The following is a 23247-nucleotide window of genomic DNA, read 5'->3' as shown; positions in this document are numbered from 1 at the left end:
CTGCGGGCCGTCCGGCAGCCCTATGGTTGTCCGCATGGCGCCGTCCAGCCCGATGCGCCTTGTGCTGGTCGACGACCACGAGATGGTCATCGAGGGGCTCAAGGCCATGCTCGTGAGCTTCGAGGATCGTGTGCAGGTCGTCGGGCAGGCCGTCGGCGCCGAACGTGCCCTCACGGTGGTCGCCGAACTGGACCCGGACATCGTGCTGTGCGATGTCCGGATGCAGGGGGCCAGCGGCTTGGATCTGTGCCTGGCGCTGCGGGAGCGCGATCCCGACCGCAAGATCGTCATGCTGTCGGTGTACGAGGACGAGCAGTACCTGTTCCAAGCACTGCGGGTCGGCGCATCGGGCTATCTGCTCAAGAGCATCAGCAGCGACGAATTGGTCCGCCAGCTCGAACTGGCACACCGCGGCGAGACGGCCATCGACCCCGGCATGGCGGCACGCGCCGCCGACACCGCGGCCCGCCTGCAGCGCGACGAGTTCTGGCCGGGCGCCCGGCAGGGGCTCACCCAACGCGAGAGCGAGATCTTGTCGTATGTGGTCAGCGGGCTGTCCAACCGCGGTATCGCCGCCAAGCTGGTGATCGGTGAGGAAACGGTCAAGACCCACCTGAGTTCGATCTATCGCAAGCTCGGCGTCAGCGATCGCACCGGCGCGGTGGCCACTGCGCTACGGGAGGGCATCTATCGATGACCAGCCCCATCCTGACCGCTGACCGCGAGCTGGCCCTGCTGCGCGAACTGATCCAGGCGACCTCCAGCGGTCCCGGTGTGGAGCCGTTGGCGGCCGCCGCCGCCCGGATGATCACCGACGCCACCGCCACCGATGTCTGCTTCGTGCACGTGCTCGACGACACCGAACGGTCACTGACACTGACCGGCGCCACCCCTCCGTTCGACAGTGAGGTCGGCAAGATCCGCCTCCCCCTCGGCCACGGCATCTCCGGTTGGGTCGCCAGTAACCGGCAGGCCGTGGTGATCAGTCATGACAAGGAATCCGATCCGCGGTATCTGCCCTTCGAGTCGCTGCGCGGTTCGGACTTCACCTCGATGGTCTCGGTGCCCATGCAGACCGATCCTGGCGGTCTGGTCGGCGTGCTGAATGTCCACACCGTGCAGCGCCGTGAGTTCACCGACCGCGATGTCGAGCTGCTGCTGGTCATCGGGCGACTCATCGCCGGCGCGCTGCACCAGGCCCGCCTGCACCGCCAGCTGGTGGCCCGCGAACGCGCCCACGAGAACTTCGTCGAGCAGGTCATCGAGGCTCAGGAATTGGAACGGCGGCGGCTGGCCGGCGATATCCACGACGGCATCTCCCAGCGCCTGGTGACGTTGTCCTACTGGCTCGACGCGGCGGGGCGCGCGGTGGCCGACAATCCGGTGACGGCGGCCGACCAGCTGGTCAAGGCCCGCGAACTGGCCGACCTGACGCTGCAGGAGGCACGCGCCGCGATCAGCGGGCTGCGCCCACCGGTGCTCGATGATCTCGGTCTCGCCGGCGGACTGGCCAGCCTGGCGCGCTCGATCCCCCAGCTCGAACTGGCCGTCGAGCTCGCCGACCGGCGGTTGCCCGACCATATCGAGCTGGCGTTGTACCGGATCGCCCAGGAGTGCCTGCAGAACGTCGTCAAACACGCCCGCGCCACCAGCGCCAAACTCACATTCTCGGTGTCCGGCGAGCAGGCCCGACTCGAAATCACCGATGACGGAATCGGATTCGACACGTTCGAGCATCCCCTCGGCGGTGACGAGATGGGCGGTTACGGGTTGTTGTCGATGGCCGAGCGTGCCGAGATCGTCGGCGGTCGCCTGCATATCCGTTCGCGGCCGGGCGCCGGCACCACGGTCACCGCAAGCATCCCGATACCGACCGGCGACACGACGGGCTCTGTCCTGAAATCCGCTGCCGAGCAGCAGAACCCGTAGTCTCCTGGGCCGCTAGAAGTCCCCGCTGTGACGCCGTAGGGCCTCGATCGCCGCGGCGAGCGAGCGCGAATCCTCATCGGGGATACCGATATCGGCGAACACCTCGGTGTTGAGCGTCTCGGTGGCGTCCTCGACCGTCGAGCGGCCCAGATCGGTCAGTCGCACCAACGTGGTGCGGCCATCGGTCGGGTGCGGCAACCGCTCCACCAGCCCGTCGGCCTCGAGCCGCCGGATGGCATGGGTGACGCTGGTGACGTGCACCTGGAGCCGGTCCGAGGCCTTGGTGATCGGCAGTTCGCCGTTCCTGGTGAACGCCAGCAGGCGCAGCAACTCGAAGCGGGAGAAGCTCAGATCGTAGGGCCGCAGGGCGTTCTCCACGCGCGCCAGCAGGATCTGGTGGGCCCGCATCACCGAGGTGACCGCCACCATGCCGTCGGCCACATCGGACCAACCGGCGCGCTCCCAGTTGTCGCGCGCCAGAGCTATCGGGTCGCGCTTACCGGGGTGTGAGGGCATCCCTTTTTTTACCGTCTGACCACCTGAGGAGACAAAACCGCGTGGATCCATCAAACGGGAACAAAGTTCGACGGCCATGCGATATCCAATATATTGGATTTTACGGCCCGAGAGGATCCCATGACCATCCGCACCACCGACACGGCCATCAACGACCGTGCCGACACCTACGACTTCGTCGTGATCGGCGCCGGCTCGGCAGGCAGCGTCATCGCCGGCCGGCTCTCCGAAGATCGCACCACCAGGGTTCTCCTCTTGGAATCCGGCCCACCGGACACCGACCCGGCCGTGGCAACGCCGCCGGCCTGGCCGACACTATGGGGTAGCGCGGTCGATCACAACTACACCACCGTGGCACAAGCAGGAACCGCTGGGCTGCAACATAATTGGCCGCGGGGGAACACCCTCGGCGGCAGCAGCAGCATCAACGCCATGGTGCACCTGCGGGGACACCCCAACGATTTCGACAGCTGGGCGTCGGCCGGTTGCACCGGCTGGGATCACGCGTCGTTACTGCCCTACTTCCGACGCATGGAAACCGTGCCGGGGGGCGATCCCCGCTACCGCGGAACCGACGGCCCGATGTCACCGGCGCCGGCCGCGGCCGACACCGCCAACCCGTTGTCCCAGGTGTTCCTCGACGGCGCGCGGCAGGCGGGCTTCGCGTTGACCGATGACTTCAACGGCGCCGACCCCGAGGGCGCGGGCTGGCACGATCTGGCGATTGCGCACGGCCGTCGGCAGAGTACCGCCGTGGCCTATCTGCCGCCGGCGGTGCGCGCCCGACCGAACCTGACCATCTCCACCGGATCCCGAGCCGGACGACTGCTCTTCTCCGACACCCGTTGCATCGGTGTCGAATTCACGAGGGACGGGCGTCTGCGTCGCGGCTTCGCCGAGACCGAGGTGATCTTGAGCGCGGGCGCGGTCGACACCCCGCGCCTGCTCCTGCTGTCCGGGGTGGGCCCGGCCTCCGAGCTGGAGTCGGTCGGCATACCCGTACACCACCACCTCCCCGGTGTGGGCCGCAACCTCCACGATCATCCGCTGTGCCCGGTGGTCTTCGAGGCGTCCCAACCCATCCCGCCCGGGCTGACCAATCACGCCGAAACATCGCTGGCGTGGCGCAGCAACGCGGCATCGACCGGGCCGGACATGCAGCTGATGTTCATCCATGTCCCGTTCCATCCACCGCATCTGAGCGCGCCGGCCAACAGCTTTACGATCGCCGTCGCGGCCGTCCCCCACGCCCGCGGCACCGTCCGGCTGGCCGGACCGGATCCGACCACCGCCCCGCTGATCGATCCTAACTATCTGGGCACCGAATCCGACGTGCGCAGGTTGGTCCAGGGCGTCCGACTGGCCCGCGAGATCGCGGCCACCGATGTCTTCGCGCCGTGGTACGGCCGCGAAGTACTGCCCGGCCCGGACATCGTCGACGCGGCCGGGTTGCGCCACCATGTCATGCGGGCGACCAGCACCTACTACCACCCGGTGGGCAGCGCGGCGATGGGCACCGGCCCGGACGCGGTCGTCGACGCCGAGCTCCGGGTGCACGGCCTGCAGGGCTTACGGGTGGCGGATGCGTCGGTGATGCCCACCATCGTGTCGGTGAACACCAACGCGGCGACCATCATGATCGGCGAGAAAGCCGTCGACCTGATCCGGGGCATCCGCACCACGGCGCACCCGGGCGGCGATCCCGGCTCGACATAGGATTCGGTGCATGCCGGTGCCGGGTGAACAGGGTAGACACAAACGGTCGCTGCTGCGTGAGCAGGCCTACCTGTCACTGCGGGACGCCATCGTCAACGGCACGCTGGCACCCGGGGAGAAGCTGCGCGATCCCGAGCTGGAACGCTGGCTCGGGATCAGCCGCACTCCGATCCGGGAGGCCATCGCCCGGCTCGAGACGGCCGGTCTTGTCCAGACGATGCCGGGTCGTTCGACGGTGGTCTCCACCATCGAACGCAAGGCGGCGCTGGACGCCCAGGCCGTCGCGGCCGTGATGCACGCGCTGGCCGTCCGGCTCGCCGTACCGGTGTTGACCGAGTCCGATATCGACGCCATGGTCGCCGCCAACGCCGACTTCGCCGACGCACTGGACCGCGACGATCCGGCTGCTGCCATGCGCGCCGACGCACGCTTTCACAATGTCGCCGTCGAGGCGAGTGGCAATCACGCGATCTCGGTGGCCCTGGAAACGGTGACCCCGGTGCTCCGGCGCCTGGAGTATCAGCGATTCTCCTCGCTGTCGGGGCGGCAGTCGATCGACCAACACGAAAGGATCATCGAGTGCTGCCGCCGCCGCGATGCCGAGGCGGCAGCCACGGCGACTCAGCAGAACTGGGAGACCCTGACGCTGCTCGACGGGTCGAGTGATCCGGACTGAGCGCTACAGCGTGAGGATGCGTGGGCCGTCGGCGGTCACGGCGACGGTGTGCTCCCAGTGCGCCGCCCGCGAGCCGTCGGTGGTGACGACGGTCCAGTCGTCGTCGAGCACCTTGGTGTTGGTGGTACCGAGGGTGAGCATCGGCTCGATCGCCAGCACCGAACCGATCTCCAGGTAGGGGCCCCGCCCCGGCGAACCCTCGTTGGGCAGGAACGGGTCCATGTGCATCTCGCGGCCGATCGCATGTCCGCCGTAGCCGGCCACGATGCCATAGCGACGGTCATCGCGGGCCTCGGCGGCGTGGGTGCCCTTCTCGATGGCATGGGAGACATCGGTCAGCCGGTTGCCCGGGACCATCGCCGCGATGCCGGCCTCCATCGAGAACCGGGTGGCCGCGGAAAGCTTCTCGTCGGCCTCGATCAAGGTGCCCACCCCGAAGGTGACGGCCGAATCTCCGTGCCAGTCGTCGAGGATCGCCCCGCAGTCGATGGAGACCAGGTCGCCGTCGACCAAGATCTCGGCGTCCGACGGGATGCCGTGCACGACGCGGTCGTTGACCGACGCGCAGACGGTGGCCGGGAAACCGTGATACCCCAGGAAGGACGGCACACCGCCACCGTCGCGGATCACCGATTCGGCGACTCGGTCGAGCTCACCGGTGGACACCCCTGGCGCGGCGGCCTGCTGCACGGCGCGCAACGCCGCGGCGACCAGCGCGCCGGCCGCGGCCATTGCGTCCAGTTCCGCTGGGCTGCGCTGCGGGACGACCTTGCGACGCAGGCCGGGCACGTTGATCACCGGCGGCCGGTTACTTGCCGAGGGCGGCCAGCGCCCGAGCGAACACCTCGTCGAGGCTGCCGACGGCGTCGACGGTCTTCAGCTCACCGGCGTAGTAGTCCAGCAGTGGCGCAGTCTCGTCGCGGTAGACCTTGAAGCGGTTGCGGATGACTTCCTCGGTGTCGTCGGCGCGACCACGGCCTTTGAGACGCTCCACCAACTCGTCCTCCGGCACCCGGAACTCGACCACGGCGTCCAGCTTCAGACCGCGCTTGGCCAGCATCTCCTTGAGCGCCTCGGCCTGCTCGACCGAACGGGGGAACCCGTCGAGGATGAACCCGCCTGCCGCGTCGTCATGGTCGATACGGTCGTCGACCAGCGCGTTGGTCAACGTGGCCGGGACCAGGTCTCCGGCATCGAGATACTTCTTGGCCTCCACGCCGAGGGGGGTGCCATTGCTGATGTTGTGGCGGAACAGGTCGCCGGTCGAGATCTGCGGGATGCCGAGCTGAGCCGCGAGCTTCTCCGCCTGGGTTCCTTTTCCGGCGCCGGGGGGACCGAGCAAAACAATTCTCACTTGAGGAACCCTTCGTAGTTGCGCTGCATCAGCTGGCTCTCGATCTGCTTCACGGTGTCCAGGCCCACGCCGATCATGATCAGCACCGCGACACCACCGAACGGCAGGTTCTGCAGGGTGGCACCACCGCTACCGGCCTGCAGGAACACGTTCGGAAGAACGGCGATGGCGCCCAGGTAGATCGACCCCGGCAGGGTGATCCGGCTCAGCACGTAGCGCAGGTAATCGGCGGTCGGCTTGCCTGGGCGGATGCCCGGGATGAAGCCGCCGAACTTCTTCATCTCGTCGGCACGTTCCTCGGGATTGAACGTGATCGACACGTAGAAGTACGTGAAGAAGACGATCAACCCGAAGTAGATGGCGATGTGGGTGATGCTGGTCGGGTTCGACAGGTGATTGGCGACGAACGAACTCCACCAGCCGGTGCCCGGATTGCTGCGGCCGCTGTCGATCAGCTGTGTGATCAGCTGCGGTATGTAGATCAGCGATGACGCGAAGATGACGGGGATGACGCCGGCCTGGTTGACCTTCAGCGGCAGGTAGGTCGACGTTCCGCCGTACATGCGCCTGCCGACCATGCGCTTGGCGTACTGGACCGGGATGCGGCGCTGGCCCTGCTCGACGAAGACGACACCGACCAGGATGGCCAGCGCACCGATGCAGACGAAGGTGAAGACCAGGCCACCGCGGGCGTCCAGGATCATCTTGCCCTCGGACGGGATGCGGGCGGCGATACCGGCGAAGATCAACAGCGACATACCGTTGCCGATGCCGCGCTCGGTGACCAGCTCGCCCATCCACATGACCAGCGAAGCGCCTGCGGTCATGACCAGGACGATGACGACCAGGCCCCAGATCGAGGAGTCGTCGATGATCTCCAACGAGCAGCCCTGCAGCAGGGCGCCGTTGGCGGCCATCGCAACGATGCTGGTGGCCTGCAGAATTGCCAGCGCAACCGACAGATAGCGGGTGTACTGGGTCATCTTGGCCTGACCGGCCTGACCCTCCTTGCGCAGCTGTTCGAAACGCGGGATGACCACCGTCAGCAGCTGGACGATGATGCTCGCGGTGATGTAGGGCATGACGCCCACCGCGAAGATCGACAGCTGCAGCAGTGCGCCACCGGAGAACAGGTTGATCAGCGAGTAGATCTGCGCCGAGTCACCACCGGAGACCTGCTCGATGCACTGCTGGACGTTCGGGTAGTTCACGCCGGGCGACGGGACCGCCGCGCCGACGCGGTACAGCACGACCAAACCGAGAGTGAAGAGAATCTTCTTTCGGAGGTCGGCAGTCCGCAGCGACGAGATGAAAGCCGAAAGCACTCTTCCTCCTGCGCAGGCCGGCTTCGTTACGCGGCGTGCCGATGGGGCTGGGTCGTTACCAGCGTCTGGTTAAAGTCTCGCGCCGCCTAGCTGCGGTTTTGCAACCTACGCAGGCGTGCGTCAAACAGTCTACGAGAGTAACAGCTGTGCGCCGTCTGCCCGGTACCGATCATCGCCGGCATCGACGGTTCGACAGGAATCGACCGGCAGAGACTGCGGTCGCGAAATCCAGCCCCGCCCGGCGTTCGCGGGTGCGGCGATCAGCGGTCGCGACGACTCACGACAGACGGCGTGCAGAGTCCTAAGGCAGCGGAGCCTCGGGCACGGCGGGGCCGGGCAGAAACTGAACCGGTCCCGGCGGGATGTTCGTCCCCTCCGGCGGGGCGGTACCGGGCAGCGGCTGGCCGAGGTCGGCGATGTTCATCCGGCCCAGCGCGCCGTGCACCATCGCGTGGGTGGCGCGCAGTTCGTTCACGCGGTCGAACGGACCCGGTTGCATGGGATCGAGGGGGTACGGCGAGGTCGGCGCCGCGTCCGGACCGGGATTCTGGACCTGGAAGTTCAATGGGTTCAGGAACTGGCTTATGGCGAGCACCGAGGCATCGGGGGCCAGGGCCGGGGCAGATCCAGGTACCGAGGGCACCGCGTACTGACCGAGCATCAGCTCCTGTGTGTTCTGGGTGAGTGCGGCCACCGGCCCCTGCAGCGCCGGGCCGAGTGCCGATGCCGGCCCTGGGGGCGCCGGCACAGGATCGGCCGGGGGCGGCGCGGCCGGTGCCGGTGGCACCGGCGGGGCGGGCGGTCCGCCTGCGCCCGGGTCGGCGGAAGCGGTGGCCGAGGTGCACAGGGTGGCCGCGACAGCCGCGGCCACGGCCAGCGGCACGATGGCGCGCATCAGAAGACCTTCGCGACGCCGTAGTAGGCGACGATATCGTCGGCGTCGGTACCGGAGCTGGTCAGTACCGCATAGGACCGCAGCGACGACGCACCCACGCAGTTGTCCACCTTGATGTGCACGTCCTTCACGGTCACGCGGACTTCGTTGCCCTTGTAGGACTTCTTGTCCACCTGCACGTTGGTGACGGTGCCCGGTCGGGGTTCGACCTCGATCTGACCCGAGATGGGAAAGCTCAGCGCTCCGAAGTCGGAGAATCGGCCGCCGTTGTCGACGGCGATGTTGCCGCCGCTGACGCCGATGGAGCCGTTGAGCTTGACCTTGTCCATCTCGATACCGCAGCCGATCTGGTAGCCGACCTCCAAGGTGCCGCCCTTGACCGATCCCATGCCGCTGCCGGTGAAGGTGCCGCCGACCAGCCACTCCCGAGACGACAGCGATGTGGTCAGCGGTGCCACCGGCAGCTGGGTTTCCTCCTTGGCCAACACCGTCAGGGTCCGACCGTCCGGGGTGTGTGCGATTCCGGGAACCTCGGAGGCAACGGCGCCGGTATCGGGTGCCGGCCCGGGTACCGCCGGCGCGGACAGCGGATCGGCGCCCGGCGCCGCGGGATCGTCGGCCGGGTCGGCCGTCGCAACGGGGGTGATCGCCAGGGGTAGCGCGAGCGTCACGGCGATCGCGGCGAAACGGTGCAGGTTCATCAGACAGCCTCCATGTCGAAGTTCGAGTAGTTGCCGTCAGACGGCTTTGGTCACGCCGAGATAGGTGATGACGTCATCGGTGTTGTCGGTCGAGCTGGTGAGCGTGGCGTAGGACCTGATGAAGGACTGCCCGGCGCATCCGTCGATCTTGATCCGGAAACCGGTGATCGAGACGCGCGGGTTCTCACCCTTGAAGGACTTCTTGCCCACCGGCACGATGTTGACCGTCCCGGGCTTGAGGTCGATCTTCATCTGTTGGCTCAGGTTGGCCGTGACACCGATCGGAAAGAGGAACTCGGGTCGCAGGCCCGACTTGAAGCCGAACGGCGGGGTGATGAACGGCGAGATCCCGCCGCCGGTGATCGACTCGATATCGTCCTGGGCGATACCGCACCCGATCTGGTAACCGGCCTCCAACGTGCCGCCGGCCAACGCGGTGCTACCTGAGCCGGTGATCGCTCCGGTGAAGGTTCCGTTCACCAGGTACTCGCGTGAGGTGGGGGCGCCGGTCAGCGGGGCCACCGGCGCCAGCGACTCGTCCTTGCCGACGACATTGAGCACCCACCCGTCCGGTGTGGTGAGAACCCCGGGTGGAGCCGAGGGCATGGCGCCTGCCGGCGGCGGCGGGGCGTCCGTGGCGTCCGAACTCGCCGCAACGGGAGAGATCGCGGGGTCGGTCGACGGGTCTGCGAGAGCCGACCCGGCCCCGGTGACAGCGGCGACCATGCAGGCGGCCACCACCGCGGGAATACGCTGCCATTTCTTCGGTGTATTTGTCGCCAAGTAATGCATGAAATTCCCTCACTTTTGTCTGAAAAGACCGGCAATCTGATCCGAGATCTTTTCTTCATCGCGTGTCGGATCGGTAGATTGACGGTGAACAGTACAAGTCGTGATCACACCGCAGAAATGGCCATCAGCTGTTTATCTTCTGTCGAAAATCTGTGTAAAACCGGCATTTTCACAGTTTCGACGCGGAACGCGAGTTCACGACATGACCCCGCTCACAGCTGCTTGACCCGCGACGCCCGGACAGGATAAAAATCGCGCCGCACAGAAATGGGAATGAATATCCGAGCGTTTGCCCGATCGGCGCGCACTGCTTATATTGTCACTGCATTCGGCGCATTCACATCGGCGCATTCACATCAATGTCGGGAGAATTTCCGTGCTGAGCAGACCTGCCGCGAGGGCCGTTATCGCCCTTTCCATGACACTCATGCCGGCGACACTCGTCCCGGCGGTCGCGGGTGTCGCGACTGCCGAGCCCGCCCCCGCCGCTCCATCGGCACCGATTGATGCGCCGGCACCCGATACCGACCCGGCAAGCCCGACGTCGGCGGACCCCGCGGCCGCAGCCTGCCGACAGTTCACCTCGGCGCTGAACTACGCCACCACCAACTACGAGGACTTCGCCTACGCCACCGCAGGCACCGGCGACCATGTCGACTACAGCAAGCCCGATGTCGTCGACTCGAACACGACCGGGCGCACTGCACTGCGAGAAGCCGCCGCCACCGCCTTGACGGCCGGCCGCACGCCCGGGCTTCCACCAGATATCGGCGACCCGATGCAGGCCTGGTCGCTGCATGCCACGAAACTCCTCCTGGACATGGGTTTGCACCGTGGCGGCGACGCGCTCAACACTGCCGCCTCGCAGATGAACACCGACGCGCAGAACGCTCAGCTGGCCTGTGCAAGGACTGTCGCGCAACCGTGACCCGGTCGCCTGCGGGAGATCAGCGCGTTGGGCACGGTATGGGGACCGGCGTACAGTCGGTGGTGATATTTACGTCATCTAATCAATTGGCTCGACAAAGCCATTCGAGGAGGATCCATGGCACGCACCGACGGTGACACCTGGGACCTGGCCTCCAGCGTGGGCGCCACCGCGACGATGGTGGCCGCCGCCCGCGCCATGGCCTCGTCGGGACCCGCACCCGTGATCGACGACCCGTACGCCGCTCCCCTGGTACGCGCCGTCGGCGTCGACTTCTTCACCAAACTCGTCGACGGTGAGATCACCGAGTCCGAGCTTGGCGACGACCCACAGATGAACATCGCCCGCTTCGCCAACGGTATGGCAGCGCGCACCCGGTTCTTCGACGACTTCTACGCCGACGCGGTCGGTGCCGGCGTGCGGCAGGCGGTGATCCTGGCCGCCGGCCTGGATGCGCGCGCGTATCGGCTGGACTGGCCCGCAGGCACCGTGGTCTTCGAGGTCGACCAGCCAGAGGTCATCGAGTTCAAGACCCGCACCCTGGCCGACCTGGGGGCCAAGCCCACCGCAGACCGCCGCACGGTGGCCGTCGACCTGCGCGACGACTGGGTCGCCGCGTTGCGCTCGGCAGGTTTCGATCCGTCGGCTCCGACCGCATGGATCGCCGAGGGCCTGTTCGGTTATCTGCCGCCCGAGGCACAAGATCGGCTCCTGGAAGTCATCACCGAGCACAGCGCACCGGGCAGCCGACTCGCCGCCGAGGCCGTGCCGGGAATTTCCGAGGAGCAGCAGGAGCAGGCGCGTGAGCGCATGCAGGCCGTTCGCGACCAGTGGTCCGATCACGGCTTCGACCTGGACTTCAGCGAATTGGTCTATCTCGGCGACCGCACCGATGCCGACACCCATCTGGTCGAGCTCGGCTGGCAGACCTCCGCGATGACCACCAATGCGCTGCTGGAGCGCTACGGTCTGCCCGTTCTCGACGAGCAGGCGCAGTTCGGGCACCCGTCCTACATCACTGCGATCAAGCAGTAGGACCGGCGATGGTGCGTACCGAGGGCGACAGCTGGGACCTGGCATCCAGCGTGGGTGCCACGGCCACCATGGTGGCGGCCGGGCGGGCCATCGCCAGTGCGGCCGAGAATCCCCTCATCGACGATCCGTTCGCGGCGCCACTGGTGCGCGCGGTCGGCATCCCGGCCTTCACCATGATGGTCGACGGTTCGGTCGATCTGGCCGAGATCGCCCCCGAGTCCGCGAGTCAGGTGCGGTCGAACATCGATGAGATGGCCGTGCGGACGAAGTTCTTCGACGACTACTTCATGGCCGCCGGCGAACTCGGTATCCGCCAGGCGGTCATTCTCGCCGCGGGCTTGGATGCGCGTGCCTATCGGCTCCCGTGGGCCGACGGCACCACCGTCTATGAGGTCGACCAACCGGAGGTCATCGAGTTCAAGACCCGCACCCTGGCCGATCTCGGTGCCGCACCGACCGCCGAGCGGCGCACGGTGCCGGTGGACCTGCGCGACGACTGGCCCGCCGCGATGCGGGCCGCCGGACTCGATCCCGACCAGCCGACGGCATGGTGCGCCGAGGGGCTGTTGATCTACCTACCCCCCGAGGCTCAGGACCGGCTGTTCGACAACATCCACGCGCTCAGCGCATCCGGAAGCACCGTGGCCACCGAATTCGTGCCAGGTATGAAGGATTTCGATCCGGAAAAGGCGCGCGCCGCGGCCGCAACATTCAGCAAGCTGGGCCTTGAGATGGACATGCCGTCCTTGGTCTATCGGGGTGAACGCACCTCAGCCGCAGACTATCTGGGGGCGCGCGGCTGGCGGATGACGCAAACACCCAGAGCCGACCTGTTCACTCGCTACGGCCTTGCCAAGCCTGATCTCGGTGCCGGCGATGTCTTGGGCGAGATCGTCTACATCAGCGGGCGGTTGAGCTGACCTGGTAGTCCAGCGGCGCCGGTGCCGCCGCGGTCCCGGGAGTCTGGCTGCCGTCGATGGGGCACCGCGCGGTTTCGGGCATCCCCGCCAAGGCGGCCGCACCGATCGCACACGCCGCCATCATGTAGAACGCCGGGACGAGGTTGGTGCCGGTCGCACCGATGAGCCACTCGTTGACCGCGGGCGCCGTTCCGCCGAAGATCGACGTCGACACGTTGTAGGCGATGGCGAAGCCGGCGAACCGTACCCGGGTCGGGAACATCGCCGGGAAGGTGGCCGAAATCGTGGCCAGCTGTGGCACATACAGCAGACCGAGCACTGCGAATCCGATGATAGCTCCGACCGGACCGGTGCCCATCAACATGAACATCGGCACCCCGGCCACGAACAACCCGGCGAGCGAGAACCACCATAGTGGCTTGCGGCCCCATCGGTCGGAGAGCATGCCGGCAAGCGGTAGGAAAACCATCATCGACACCATCCCGATGATGGGAACCACCAGCGACACATCCTTCGACAGACCGATCGTGCCTTCCAGATACGTTGGCATATAGGTCAACAGCGTGTAGTTGACGACATTCAACGCCACCACCAGCGCGCCGAGACGCACAATGGGTCGCCAGTAGTCGGAGATCAGTTCCCGAAACTGAGTCGTGGTATCGGCGGCCGTGTCGTCGGATTCGGCCGCCTGTTTGAACACCGGTGTCTCGTCGAGGCGCGAGCGCAGATACACCCCGATCAGGCCGAGCGGTGCCGCGACCAGGAAAGGCAGCCGCCACCCCCATGCGCTCATCTGATCCTCACTGAGCACCAACGAGCAGCCGAGCATCAGCGATGCTCCCAACGAAAACCCGGCAAGCGTCCCGAATTCGAGATAGCTGCCGAAATACCCGCGTCGACGCGACGGCGCATACTCGGCCATGAAGGTCGCCGCCCCGCCGTACTCGCCGCCGGTCGAGAAACCCTGCACCATCCGCAGGAACACCAACAGCACCGGGGCCCACATCCCGATCGCAGCGTAAGACGGGACGAGGCCGACACCAAGGGTGGCGCCTGCCATCAGCAGAATCGTCAGCGCCAGAACATGTTTGCGCCCGATCCGGTCACCCAGCGGCCCCCAGACGAAGCCGCCCAGCGGACGAACCAGGAACGACACCGCGAAGGTCATCAGCGCCAGGAGGGTGGCCTGCTGGGTGTCCCCGGGAAAGATCGCCATCGAAATATAGGTGACGCCAAAGGCGTAGATACCGTAATCGAACCACTCGGTGGCATTTCCGATGGCTGAGGCGGCCACTGCGCGCCTGACTTCCCCTGGCGACGGGTCGGTAGCGGCGGTGGACGTGTCCACTGGTGAAATCACCCCTTCGTCGGACGCACGGGCCCGGCGCCCCCGCGTCCCTAGGCCTGTGCCCGACACTTCGGGGCGCTAAACATCACCTCCGCTGACCGCGCCGAGCGCCTCATCCAGAGTGGCGAAGAGGCCCACGACGTCGGCGATACCGACGAGCCTGAGCGGCCGGCTGGTGGCCGGTCCGTCGGCGACCACGGCGAAGCGGGCTGCCGGGGTGATATCGGCGTGGGCGGCCATCAACACGCCCATCCCCGCCGAGGAGAGAAAATCCACGCCGCCCAGGTCGACGACCACCGCGTGCGGAGACGCGGCCGCGGCGTCGGCGATGGCCGCCGCCAGCTGCGGAGCAGTCACCGAGTCCACGGTCCCGGCGACTGCCACCACCGTGACGGTGCCGACCTGCCGCTTCCCGATATCGCAGTGGGATCCGCTAACCATCCGGACCTCCGACAGATGCATCTGTGTAACGCATAGCTGACACCTCCACTGTGTTGGATCGGATTGCTGCGCAGAGCAACTGCTCGTAGCTGTCCACGGTGCGCGCGCAGTCGAGACGTTCCCGCGCCGACTCGGCCACCGCGCGCCGGTCGACTGCACCCATCGAGGTGACCGCTGTCGCGAGCCGATCGACCACCCCCGCGCCCGGGTCGACCAGCACGCCACCGACACCACTGACGACCTCGGCCAGACCACCTCGACGCACACCGGCCACCGGCGTCCCGCACATCTGGGATTCGGCGGCCACCAGGCAGAACGGCTCCTCCCAGCATGGCGTCACCAGCGTTGCCAGACTGGCACCGTACATCTGCGCGAGCTCCGAATCATCTAGTTGCCCAAGGTATTCGACCTGACCGCCGAGCATCGGCCTGATGACCTCGGCGAACCATCGGGGATCTGCGACGGGTCCGGCCAGCCGCAACGGTAGGCCGGCTGCCCGCGCCGCGGCAATGGCGATATCGGCACCCTTCTCCGGGGTGAGGCGGCCGGCCCAGGCCAGGCTGTCGCCGCCGGGACCGGCCGGGAAGGCCTGCGAATCGGCGCCATTGGGGATCACCTCCACCCGAGTCAGGGTCTCCCACTGCGCACGCAGCGCCGCGCTGACGGCCACCATGTGCGCGTCCGGGCCGGCCAACCAGGCGCCGATCTCCATCCACGGAAAGGGCGGGGTGTGCAATGTGGTGACCACCGGCACCGGCAGTGCGGGCGTGAGCGCCAACGGCAACTGATGCAGGCTCTGATTCAACACGATATCGATATCGTTCCTGCCCAGCAGATCTCGCATCACGGCCAGATAGGCGACCTGGTCGTCGAGAAAGCCAGGCTCCGGCAGGTTCGGATCCTGCGACGCCACGACCGACAGGTCCGGCCTGTCGGGCATGACATGAACCCGGTCGGCCAGCAGTCGGTCGGTACCGGCGCGGGCCCACAACTCGACCCGGTGACCACGAGCCCGCAGACCGCCGGCCAGGATCGCGGTGAAGCGCTCCTGGCCACCGGCATAGGGCGCGGAGACAGGGTTACGCGACGGGCCGATGACGGCGATGCGCATCAGATCACCTCCTCCCCCAGTTCGGCATCCAGTTCAGCCAGGAATGAGGCGTAGCCACCCTCGACGCGTGAGTCGATGCGGCCGGAGGTGCGCACGCTGGTGCGATGGGTCGCCACCCATCGCGGGGTGATCGCACGAATACGCTGCACCAGTTTCACGTCCTCCCCGGTCGTGCATTCGGGGAATCCGCCTGCGCGCAGATAGATGTCGGCGCGAAATCCGAGGTTGGCGCCATGCACATGAGGGTGGCCTTCGGTCAAGTCGTGGCGACGCACCCAGCGGCGGTACATGTCCGGCCCAAGCCCGGCCGGAACGGCCGTCCCGATGACCGCGTCGATGCCTTCGCCGGCCATGGTGAGCTGACGCGTCAGCCAGTGTTCGGGCACCACGGTGTCGGCATCGGTGCAGGCGACCCAGATCGTGTCGAGATCACACCCGCGGCCGACGGCGCGGTTGATCGCCGCCGCGGTACCCACCCTCCGCGCCGTACCGACCACACAGGTATCGGTGCTCAACAGCTGAACACCGAATCGCGCGGCCAGCGGTCCGGTGTCATCGGTGCAACAGTCGAGCACGACCGTGATCGACCACGTGGTCCCCGGAATCTCGGCACCGAGAATCGCACCGGCGCGCACGATGCTGTGCAGGCAATCGGTGATGTGCTGCTGCTCGTTTCGGGCGGGTATCACCACCTCGACATGGCGGATGACGGTCATGATGCGCCGCGGTACTCCCGGTACACCGACACCGGTTCACCCCAGACTTCGACGATCAGGTCGACGTCCTCGTAGCGTGCGCGCAGGGGAAGATCCATCAGCGCGGCCGCTTGCCGGTGCACTGCCCGACCGTCGAGCGGGATACCACGGGTGGGTCCACGCCAGTGTGCCAACACGATCTCACCACGGACGGTGAGCCGCCGCCGAGCGGCCCGCAGCGTGGCGACCAGTTCCGGTCCGTCGAGGAAGTATCCGACCTCGGAAAGGATGATCGCATCGAAGCGTTCGTTCGGAAGGTCCGCCGGGACCGCGCCGCAGATCCAGCGCACGGCATCGGTTTTCTGGCGGGCCACCTGGAGGGCGCGCGCACTGGCGTCGAGTGCCACCACGGTGTCGGCGCGCCCGATCAGTTCCTCCGACAGCTGTCCCGTCGCGCATCCGATCTCCAACACACGCTGGTAGCGCTCCCTGCCGAGGCAGGCCAGCACCAAGCCCAGTCGGCGTCGCTCATAGACGAAATCATCCAGATGCCAGGGATCCTCGGTCCCGGTGAGCATGGCATCGAACGGCTCGGCCACATCATCTCGGGCGCGAGGACCGATGACGTGACCGGCCACCCGACGTGCGAGATCGGGGTCTGCCGGCAGCAGCACCGTCTCGAACGCCCGATGGGCACGGCGCAGCATGGAGGGTCCGACGATCGGCGCATCTTCGGATGCATCCAATTGGCTTGTGTAGCAGCCGATGGCCGACTCCTTGGCCCGCAGGCCGGCGAGTGTGGGCGACAGCGTGCGCACCCGACTCCACTGCAGGTCCTCCGGCGTGGCCCAGTGCCACAACCAGACCGGGTAGTTCAGCAGGGTGGCCGAGCAAGCCCGGGCTACCGCCTCGGCCGCGCGGGCGGCAGCATCGTGATCGGAGTGCCCGTCGCATTCGGCTGGGGCGAGCAGCACGGTGTGCGAGTCGACCAGCTCGGCCAGCCGACGGGCCAGCTCCTGTTCTGCGGCGGGTAGACCACCGTCGGGCAGATCCCACCACACGGCCTGCACGTGTGCGCCCAGCGTGGCCATGGCGCGCTCGGCCTCGATGCGTCGCGGCGTCGACCCCGGACCCCGACCGCCGTGGGTCGCGAAAACAACGATGACCTCGACATCCTCGGCGCCCAGGTCGGCCAGCGTCGCCCCCAGCGCCAGCGTCTCGTCGTCGGGATGCGGTGCCAGCACGACGACCCGGGCACAGCGGCGGGTGAGCGTGTCGAGATCCAGTCGCGCAACATCGTCCCAGCCGGCGGCCAGTAGCCAGGTCGGCTCGTCGGTACCTGCCTCCCGATGGGTGAACGGGCGGGCCTCAACCACGGCGGGCCTGCCCCGCCGCCACCACGAGTTCACCGAGATAGGCAAGATCGCGCGGCCCGTGGTGCTGACGCAGGTAGACGGTCAGGTCGGCGACGCGCCGGGCGTAGGACTCCTCGCCGACCAACGGGCCCGGTCCGAGCACGTATCCGGCATCGCGCACGGTGTTCTCACATGTTCGTGCCACGACTGCCCGGACTCGCTGGGCCAGCAGCGCCGCCGAGCCGGTCGCATCGTCGATGGCCGCCGCGGCGTGCAGTAGGCAGGCCTGTGCGGCGAACATCTCTTCGTCGATGCTGCCCAGCTGGGAGAGCGCGATCGGCGAGGCGTGGTGTTCCTCGACATGCCGTTGCACCCGCTCCCGCACGCCGAGCGCGATGCCGAACCATACTGCCGCGACACCGATTCCACCCCAACCGAACCCCGGTCGGTCCAGATACCATCCCGGACCGCCGAGCGGTGTCGCAGGAAGGTCGTTCACGGCGATCGGCCCACTCGGGATGGCCACCAGACCACGAGAAACCCACTGCGTCGGAAGCACTTCGACGTGTCGCGGGTCCAAGCGCACCGCGAATGCCTGCTGGCCGGCGCCCGGGACCTCCGCGGTGACCACGGCGTGCGACAGCCGGCCGGCCAGCGAGCACCACGCTTTCGTTCCGCTGAGCACCCACCCCTGCGCGCCACGGTGGGCGGTGAGCCCGAAACCTCGCGCGCCGGCGGCGTATACGCCCCAGGTGGAACCCTCCTCAGCGGGCACACCCGCCTGGTGCAGGATGGCGCGTGCGTCCAGATGCGGTTCCACGATGCGGGCCAATGACGCGTCGACCACGCCGAGGGTCACCAGCACCCGCAGATAGTCCAGCGTGTGTCCGTCACCGGGGCGGTGCCCGGACAGCTCCGTGGCGATCCCCAGCGCGGCGGACACGTCGACCGGCCCATCGGTGGGGACCGACAGGCGCGTTCTCAGTTTTTCGTCGACAAGCTGATGCACTGAGTCGATTGAACGGGGCGGACCGCCCTGCGGACTACACCCCTAGGGGTGGATCCGGACCACATCGGGCTGGAAATCATGTGTCATCCCCCACGCGACGGCCTGCGACCGACGGGTCACGCCCAGTTTGCGGTAGGTGGATCGGACGATGGATTTCACGGTGTTGATCGACAGGTAACACCGCTCGGCGATCTCGTTGTTGGTGCGACCCTGCGTGATCAGCGCCAGCACCTCGGCTTCCCTGGCGGACAGACCCACGTCCCGCCCCGGCCACGCCATCGGCATGGACATGCTGCCGTCACCGCGCTCGACGATGGTCTCCCCGGCGTGGATGCGTTCCAGGCAGCTGACGAGCCGTTCCACCGGTAGGGATTTCGCCAGGTAGCCGTGCACACCGCCGGCCAGCGAGCGGTCTATCAGCAACTGGTCGATGTTCCAGGAATAGACGACCACCCGGCCGATGTGGTTGTTGCCCACCAGATCGGTGACGTCGGTGCGGTCACCCTGCGCTGCGGCGAAGGTGTCCCAGATGATCACGTCGACGGGGATCTGTACCTCGGTGCGGGAGTCGAGTTCGACGATGCGCACGCGGTCGGCATAGGGCTGCAACAACGCGGCAAGGCCCGCGACGATCAACTCGTAATCGTTGACGATCGCCAATGTCACCGGCGAACTGCTCATGGAGTCCGCCTTTCGCCCGACCGGTTCCGCCGCGATAACGATAGACCCATTCCCTTCGGGTCTTCAGCCGGTAGGCCTACCGATCAGAACCGGTAACCACCCAACCAGAGGGCATGCGCTCCGGTCAGGTCCCGTTCGGCCTGGTCGAAGGCGCCCACCACCGACCGGCCCAGCACCGCGCCGACCGCCTGGGGCAGCGTCGCGGCGACAGGCTGCGAAGAAGGCTTGGGCCGCAACATATCCAGCACAGATGAGCCCGGATAGGTGAGCACCCGCACCTGCTCGTCGGCATCGAACCCGGCACGCGCCTTGGCCCGGTCGATCGCGGTGTGCAACCCGCCGAGGGTGTCCACCAGACCCCGCTCTCTGGCGTCGGCGCCGGTCCACACCCGGCCGCGCGCCACGGCGTCGACCGCATCGACGCTCATCTTGCGGCCCTGGGCAACCCGCTCGACGAAGTCCGTGTAGAACAGGTCTGCTTCGGCTTCCACCTGTGCATACTGTTGCGGCGTGAACGCCGCGTCGGCCGACCATGCGTCGGCATTGGCGTTCGTGCGCACCGAGTCCGACCCGACGCCCAGCTTGTCCTTGAGCCCCCGCGTGACGAGCTTGCCGGTCACCACGCCGATCGACCCGGTGATGGTGCCCGCGTTCGCGACGATCTCATCGGCCGCCATCGAGACGTAGTAGCCACCGGAGGCCGCCACCGAACCCATCGAGGCCACCACCGGTTTACCCGCCTCACGCGCCCGCACGACCTCGCGCCATATCGTCTCCGAGCCCGTCACCGAGCCACCGGGGCTGTCGACACGCAGCACGATCGCGGACACCTCGTCATCAGCGGCCGCTTCCCGAATCGCCGCCGCGATGGTGTCCCCGCCGGCACTGGAGTTGCCGAACGGCAGCACCTGCGGTCCCCCGCGCCCGCTGACGATCGGGCCGTGCAAGGTGACCACCGCGATGGTGGGCTTCTTGCGCCCGGGCATCGACGGTCCCGGCTTGGCAGAGGTGGCGCGCGCATAGCGCGACAGGTACAGCCGCGGCGCGGTGTCCGGTCCGTCTGCCGTCGCTGCCGCCCCAGCCAACTCGCTGATCCGCGCATAGGCCTCATCCCGGAAGCCGATCCGGTCGATCAGACCGCCGGTGACGGCGTCGGCCCGCAGCAGCGGCGCCCTGTCGGCGAGCGCGTCGACCGCAGCGACCTCCAGGCCACGGGCGTCGGCCACTGCCGCAGTGACCTGCGTGTGCAGACTGCCGATCAGCGCCTCATCGGCTTCGCGGTGCGCGTCGGTGTAACTGTCCTGCGTGAAGAGGTTTGCTGCCGACTTGTATTCGCCGCGCGCGACGAACTGCGCCTCGACGCCGGCCTTGCCGAGTGCGTCGCGCAGGAACAGCGCGTTGGTGGCGAACCCGATCAGCCCGACGGTGCCCGACGGCTGCATCCACACCTCACCGAACGCCGAGGCCAGGTAGTACGACAGCGTGCCGGGGTAGGTCTCTGCCCAGGCCAGGGTGGGCTTGGCCGCAGTGAAGGCCAGGACCGCATCGCGCAGCTCCTGGATCGGTCCTGGCGGGGCGGCGGACAGTTGGATCCGGCCGATGAGCCCGGCGACCCTGTCATCCTCGGCGGCGCGGTGGATGGCCGCGACGGCCTGGCGCAGTGTCAGGGGTTTGCCGCCCAGGTTGATGAGCATCAATGGGTCGAACCCGACGGTCTCCGGCGGGGCGAGCTGGAGGTCGAGTTCGAGCACACAGCCGCGCGGAACTCCGTTGTGGCGGGCCGTGTCGACCTTGCGGATCAGGTCGCGGACATCCTCCGCGTCAGGCAGGAGGCCGGGCAGATTGGTCAGCAGTCCGAACATCTATCGAGCCTACCGGCGGGCGCGGGGCCGGCCCGTTCGCCGAGTGTGAAACGTCGACGGCGCCGGCTACCTGGCTTCAGCCGACCAACGCCCTACCGCGATCTTGCTGAACCCACGTACCCACACAGGCCCACCGAGCTACCTGGCTTCAGCCGACCAACGCCCTACCGCAGCCTGACTGAACCCACGCACAGATCGGCCGACAACGCAAAAGGCCCCTGCCGAAGCAGGGGCCTTCTGACGTGGAGCGTGGTCTTACAGTTCGGTGGCCGAACCGCCTGCGGCGGTGATGGCCTCGCGGGCGCTGCCGCTGAACTTGTTGGCGGTGACGTCGACCTTGACGGTCAGCTTGCCGTCGCCGAGCACCTTCACCAGGGTGTTCTTGCGAACCAGGCCCTTGGCTACCAGCTCGTCGACACCGATGGTGCCCCCCTGCGGGAACGCCTTGGCAATATCGCCGACGTTGACGACCTCGTAGGCCACCCGGAAGCGGTTCTTGAAGCCCTTGAGCTTCGGCAGCCGCATGTGGATCGGCATCTGGCCACCCTCGAACGTCGCGGGGACGTTCTTACGGGCCTTGGTGCCCTTGGTACCGCGGCCGGCGGTCTTGCCCTTGGAGCCTTCACCGCGACCGACGCGGGTCTTGGCGGTCTTGCTGCCCGGGGCCGGCTTCAGGTCGTGAAGCTTGATAACACTCATCGTCCTAGACCTCCTCAACCGTGACGAGGTGATGCACGGTCTTGATCAGACCGCGCGTCTGTGCGTTGTCCTCACGGACGACGGACTGGCGGATCTTCCGCAGGCCGAGGGTCCGCAGGCTTTCGCGCTGCTTCCAGCGTGCACCGATGGTGCCGCGCACCTGGGTGATCTTGAGCTCTGCCATGACTATGCGCTTCCTTCACGAGCCGCGGCGGAAGCCACGGCCTCGGCCTCGCGGCGGGCCTTGAGCATGCCGGCCGGGGCGACGTCCTCGATGGACAGACCGCGACGGGCCGCCACCTCTTCGGGACGCTGGATCATCTTCAGCGCGGCAACGGTGGCGTGCACCACGTTGATCGCGTTGTCGCTGCCCAGCGACTTGGCCAGGATGTCGTGCACGCCGGCGCATTCCAGCACCGCACGCGCCGCACCGCCGGCGATCACACCGGTACCGGGGCTGGCCGGACGCAGCATGACGACACCCGCTGCGGCCTCACCCTGAACCGGATGGACGATGGTGCCGCCGATCAGCGGAACCCGGAAGAAGTTCTTGCGAGCCTCTTCGACGCCCTTGGCGATGGCGGCCGGAACTTCCTTGGCCTTGCCGTAGCCGACACCGACCATGCCGTTGCCGTCGCCGACGATGACCAGCGCGGTGAAGCTGAAGCGCCGACCACCCTTGACCACCTTGGAGACGCGGTTGATGGTGACGACGCGCTCGATGTAGTTGCTCTTCTCGCCACGGTCGTCGCCGCGACCGCGGCCACCGCGGTCGTCGCGTCCTCGGCCGCCACGATCGCCGCGGCCACCGCGATTGTCCTGCGCCGAACCGGCGCCAGCCTGGTCGGCCATCATGCAGTCCTCTCGTTGTCAGTCATCAGAATTTCAGCCCGCCTTCGCGCGCGGCATCGGCCAGCGCGGCGATCCGGCCACCGTAGGTGTAGCCGCCACGGTCGAAGACGACCGTCTCGACTCCGGCAGCCTTGGCGCGCTCGGCGATCAGCTGACCGACCCGCACGCTCTGTGCCTTCTTGTCGCCGTCGACCGCACGGACATCGGGCTCGATGGACGAGGCCGCCGCGACGGTGACGCCGGCGTGGTCGTCGATCAGCTGCACGTGGATGTGGCGTGCCGACCGGTTGACCATGAGACGCGGGGTGTCCGCGGTGCCTTCGACCTTCTTGCGCAGACGCGCATGACGGCGGATGCGGGCGTTCCGACGGGTCTCGGAGATGTTCTGCCCCACCGGCTTCCGGGTG

At 67.4% G+C, this 23247-nt stretch carries 26 protein-coding genes; 7 read left to right on the top strand and 19 right to left on the bottom strand.

The window, feature by feature from the left end:
• The first annotated feature begins 34 nt into the window (after positions 1 to 34).
• The gene (locus tag G154_RS11205) at positions 35 to 697 is read left to right on the top strand and encodes a response regulator transcription factor (RefSeq protein ID WP_019512373.1); all 663 of its coding nucleotides are present in this window, start codon (positions 35 to 37) and stop codon (positions 695 to 697) included.
• Positions 694 to 1929 carry a GAF domain-containing sensor histidine kinase gene (locus G154_RS11200; RefSeq protein WP_019512374.1) on the top strand — a complete coding sequence of 412 codons (1236 nt, stop codon included), beginning with the start codon at positions 694 to 696 and terminating at the stop codon, positions 1927 to 1929. Before G154_RS11205 ends, G154_RS11200 begins: the two co-directional genes overlap by 4 nt.
• Positions 1930 to 1941: 12 nt before the next feature.
• On the opposite strand, the gene G154_RS11195 is transcribed toward G154_RS11200, so the two are convergent.
• Complete coding sequence (locus G154_RS11195) at positions 1942 to 2445, bottom strand: MarR family winged helix-turn-helix transcriptional regulator (protein ID WP_019512375.1); 504 nt, start codon at positions 2443 to 2445, stop codon at positions 1942 to 1944.
• Positions 2446 to 2565: 120 nt separating this feature from the next.
• Between G154_RS11195 and G154_RS11190 the strand changes: the two genes are divergently transcribed.
• Together G154_RS11190 and G154_RS11185 are read left to right on the top strand one after the other, a co-directional pair.
• Positions 2566 to 4161 carry a GMC family oxidoreductase gene (locus tag G154_RS11190; RefSeq protein ID WP_019512376.1) on the top strand — a complete coding sequence of 532 codons (1596 nt, stop codon included), beginning with the start codon at positions 2566 to 2568 and terminating at the stop codon, positions 4159 to 4161.
• A 10-nt stretch (positions 4162 to 4171) separates the two neighbouring features.
• Positions 4172 to 4837: a GntR family transcriptional regulator gene (locus G154_RS11185; protein ID WP_019512377.1), complete on the top strand. Its 666-nt coding sequence runs from the start codon at positions 4172 to 4174 to the stop codon at positions 4835 to 4837.
• Positions 4838 to 4840: 3 nt separating this feature from the next.
• Here the strand turns inward: G154_RS11185 and map are convergent, their stop codons facing one another.
• The 6 genes from map to G154_RS11155 all read right to left on the bottom strand — a co-directional run bounded on the left by map (position 4841) and on the right by G154_RS11155 (position 9838).
• Positions 4841 to 5635 carry a type I methionyl aminopeptidase gene (gene map / locus G154_RS11180; RefSeq protein ID WP_019512378.1) on the bottom strand — a complete coding sequence of 265 codons (795 nt, stop codon included), beginning with the start codon at positions 5633 to 5635 and terminating at the stop codon, positions 4841 to 4843.
• Between the two features lie 10 nt (positions 5636 to 5645).
• The gene (locus G154_RS11175) at positions 5646 to 6191 is read right to left on the bottom strand and encodes an adenylate kinase (protein WP_023985352.1); all 546 of its coding nucleotides are present in this window, start codon (positions 6189 to 6191) and stop codon (positions 5646 to 5648) included.
• Positions 6188 to 7516 (bottom strand): preprotein translocase subunit SecY, encoded by a 1329-nt coding sequence (secY, locus tag G154_RS11170; RefSeq protein ID WP_019512380.1) that lies wholly within the window; start codon positions 7514 to 7516, stop codon positions 6188 to 6190. Before secY ends, G154_RS11175 begins: the two co-directional genes overlap by 4 nt.
• A 301-nt stretch (positions 7517 to 7817) precedes the next feature.
• Positions 7818 to 8411, bottom strand: coding sequence for a hypothetical protein (locus G154_RS26425; RefSeq protein ID WP_023985351.1), 594 nt, complete (start codon positions 8409 to 8411; stop codon positions 7818 to 7820).
• Positions 8411 to 9112 carry an MspA family porin gene (locus G154_RS11160; protein WP_019510979.1) on the bottom strand — a complete coding sequence of 234 codons (702 nt, stop codon included), beginning with the start codon at positions 9110 to 9112 and terminating at the stop codon, positions 8411 to 8413. The genes G154_RS26425 and G154_RS11160 overlap by 1 nt, the downstream gene beginning before the upstream one ends.
• Before the next feature lie 36 nt (positions 9113 to 9148).
• Positions 9149 to 9838 carry an MspA family porin gene (locus G154_RS11155; protein ID WP_036479549.1) on the bottom strand — a complete coding sequence of 230 codons (690 nt, stop codon included), beginning with the start codon at positions 9836 to 9838 and terminating at the stop codon, positions 9149 to 9151.
• A 493-nt stretch (positions 9839 to 10331) separates the two neighbouring features.
• Here G154_RS11155 and G154_RS11150 point away from each other — a divergent pair, with 493 nt between their 5' ends.
• The 3 genes from G154_RS11150 (at position 10332) to G154_RS11140 (ending at position 12787) form a co-directional block, all read left to right on the top strand.
• On the top strand, positions 10332 to 10832 hold the full coding sequence (locus G154_RS11150; RefSeq protein WP_019510981.1) for a hypothetical protein: 501 nt from the start codon (positions 10332 to 10334) through the stop codon (positions 10830 to 10832).
• Between the two features lie 117 nt (positions 10833 to 10949).
• Entirely contained in the window at positions 10950 to 11867 is a 918-nt protein-coding gene (locus G154_RS11145) for a class I SAM-dependent methyltransferase (RefSeq protein WP_019510982.1), read from the top strand.
• Between the two features lie 8 nt (positions 11868 to 11875).
• Entirely contained in the window at positions 11876 to 12787 is a 912-nt protein-coding gene (locus G154_RS11140; protein ID WP_019510983.1) for an SAM-dependent methyltransferase, read from the top strand.
• Here the strand turns inward: G154_RS11140 and G154_RS11135 are convergent.
• The 12 genes from G154_RS11135 to rplR all read right to left on the bottom strand — a co-directional run bounded on the left by G154_RS11135 (position 12768) and on the right by rplR (position 23234).
• Positions 12768 to 14147 (bottom strand): MFS transporter, encoded by a 1380-nt coding sequence (locus tag G154_RS11135; RefSeq protein ID WP_031601349.1) that lies wholly within the window; start codon positions 14145 to 14147, stop codon positions 12768 to 12770. The two genes, G154_RS11140 and G154_RS11135, sit on opposite strands and share 20 nt — an antisense overlap.
• Positions 14148 to 14213: 66 nt before the next feature.
• The gene (locus G154_RS11130) at positions 14214 to 14576 is read right to left on the bottom strand and encodes an STAS domain-containing protein (protein WP_019510985.1); all 363 of its coding nucleotides are present in this window, start codon (positions 14574 to 14576) and stop codon (positions 14214 to 14216) included.
• Positions 14569 to 15687 carry a glycosyltransferase gene (locus G154_RS11125; RefSeq protein WP_019510986.1) on the bottom strand — a complete coding sequence of 373 codons (1119 nt, stop codon included), beginning with the start codon at positions 15685 to 15687 and terminating at the stop codon, positions 14569 to 14571. The genes G154_RS11130 and G154_RS11125 overlap by 8 nt, the downstream gene beginning before the upstream one ends.
• On the bottom strand, positions 15687 to 16403 hold the full coding sequence (locus G154_RS11120) for a glycosyltransferase family 2 protein (RefSeq protein ID WP_019510987.1): 717 nt from the start codon (positions 16401 to 16403) through the stop codon (positions 15687 to 15689). Before G154_RS11120 ends, G154_RS11125 begins: the two co-directional genes overlap by 1 nt.
• Complete coding sequence (locus G154_RS11115) at positions 16400 to 17758, bottom strand: PIG-L family deacetylase (protein WP_019510988.1); 1359 nt, start codon at positions 17756 to 17758, stop codon at positions 16400 to 16402. Before G154_RS11115 ends, G154_RS11120 begins: the two co-directional genes overlap by 4 nt.
• Positions 17751 to 18746: a hypothetical protein gene (locus G154_RS11110; RefSeq protein WP_019510989.1), complete on the bottom strand. Its 996-nt coding sequence runs from the start codon at positions 18744 to 18746 to the stop codon at positions 17751 to 17753. The genes G154_RS11115 and G154_RS11110 overlap by 8 nt, the downstream gene beginning before the upstream one ends.
• Before the next feature lie 42 nt (positions 18747 to 18788).
• Positions 18789 to 19427 (bottom strand): response regulator transcription factor, encoded by a 639-nt coding sequence (locus tag G154_RS11105; RefSeq protein WP_019510990.1) that lies wholly within the window; start codon positions 19425 to 19427, stop codon positions 18789 to 18791.
• 83 nt (positions 19428 to 19510) lie between these two features.
• Positions 19511 to 21289 carry a signal peptide peptidase SppA gene (gene sppA, locus G154_RS11100; protein ID WP_019510991.1) on the bottom strand — a complete coding sequence of 593 codons (1779 nt, stop codon included), beginning with the start codon at positions 21287 to 21289 and terminating at the stop codon, positions 19511 to 19513.
• 255 nt (positions 21290 to 21544) lie between these two features.
• A complete protein-coding gene (rplO, locus tag G154_RS11095; RefSeq protein ID WP_019510992.1) occupies positions 21545 to 21988 on the bottom strand; it encodes a 50S ribosomal protein L15 in 444 nt (147 codons plus the stop codon).
• A gap of 4 nt (positions 21989 to 21992) precedes the next feature.
• Positions 21993 to 22172 carry a 50S ribosomal protein L30 gene (rpmD, locus tag G154_RS11090; RefSeq protein ID WP_019510993.1) on the bottom strand — a complete coding sequence of 60 codons (180 nt, stop codon included), beginning with the start codon at positions 22170 to 22172 and terminating at the stop codon, positions 21993 to 21995.
• 2 nt (positions 22173 to 22174) lie between these two features.
• Entirely contained in the window at positions 22175 to 22840 is a 666-nt protein-coding gene (gene rpsE / locus G154_RS11085; RefSeq protein ID WP_023985345.1) for a 30S ribosomal protein S5, read from the bottom strand.
• 25 nt (positions 22841 to 22865) lie between these two features.
• On the bottom strand, positions 22866 to 23234 hold the full coding sequence (gene rplR / locus G154_RS11080; protein WP_019510995.1) for a 50S ribosomal protein L18: 369 nt from the start codon (positions 23232 to 23234) through the stop codon (positions 22866 to 22868).
• Between the last annotated feature and the right edge of the window lie 13 nt (positions 23235 to 23247).

The sequence above is a fragment of the Mycobacterium sp. VKM Ac-1816D genome (assembly GCF_000416385.1).
GTDB lineage: Bacteria > Actinomycetota > Actinomycetes > Mycobacteriales > Mycobacteriaceae > Mycobacterium > Mycobacterium neoaurum_A.
This window is presented reverse-complemented; position numbering and strand designations above follow the sequence as displayed.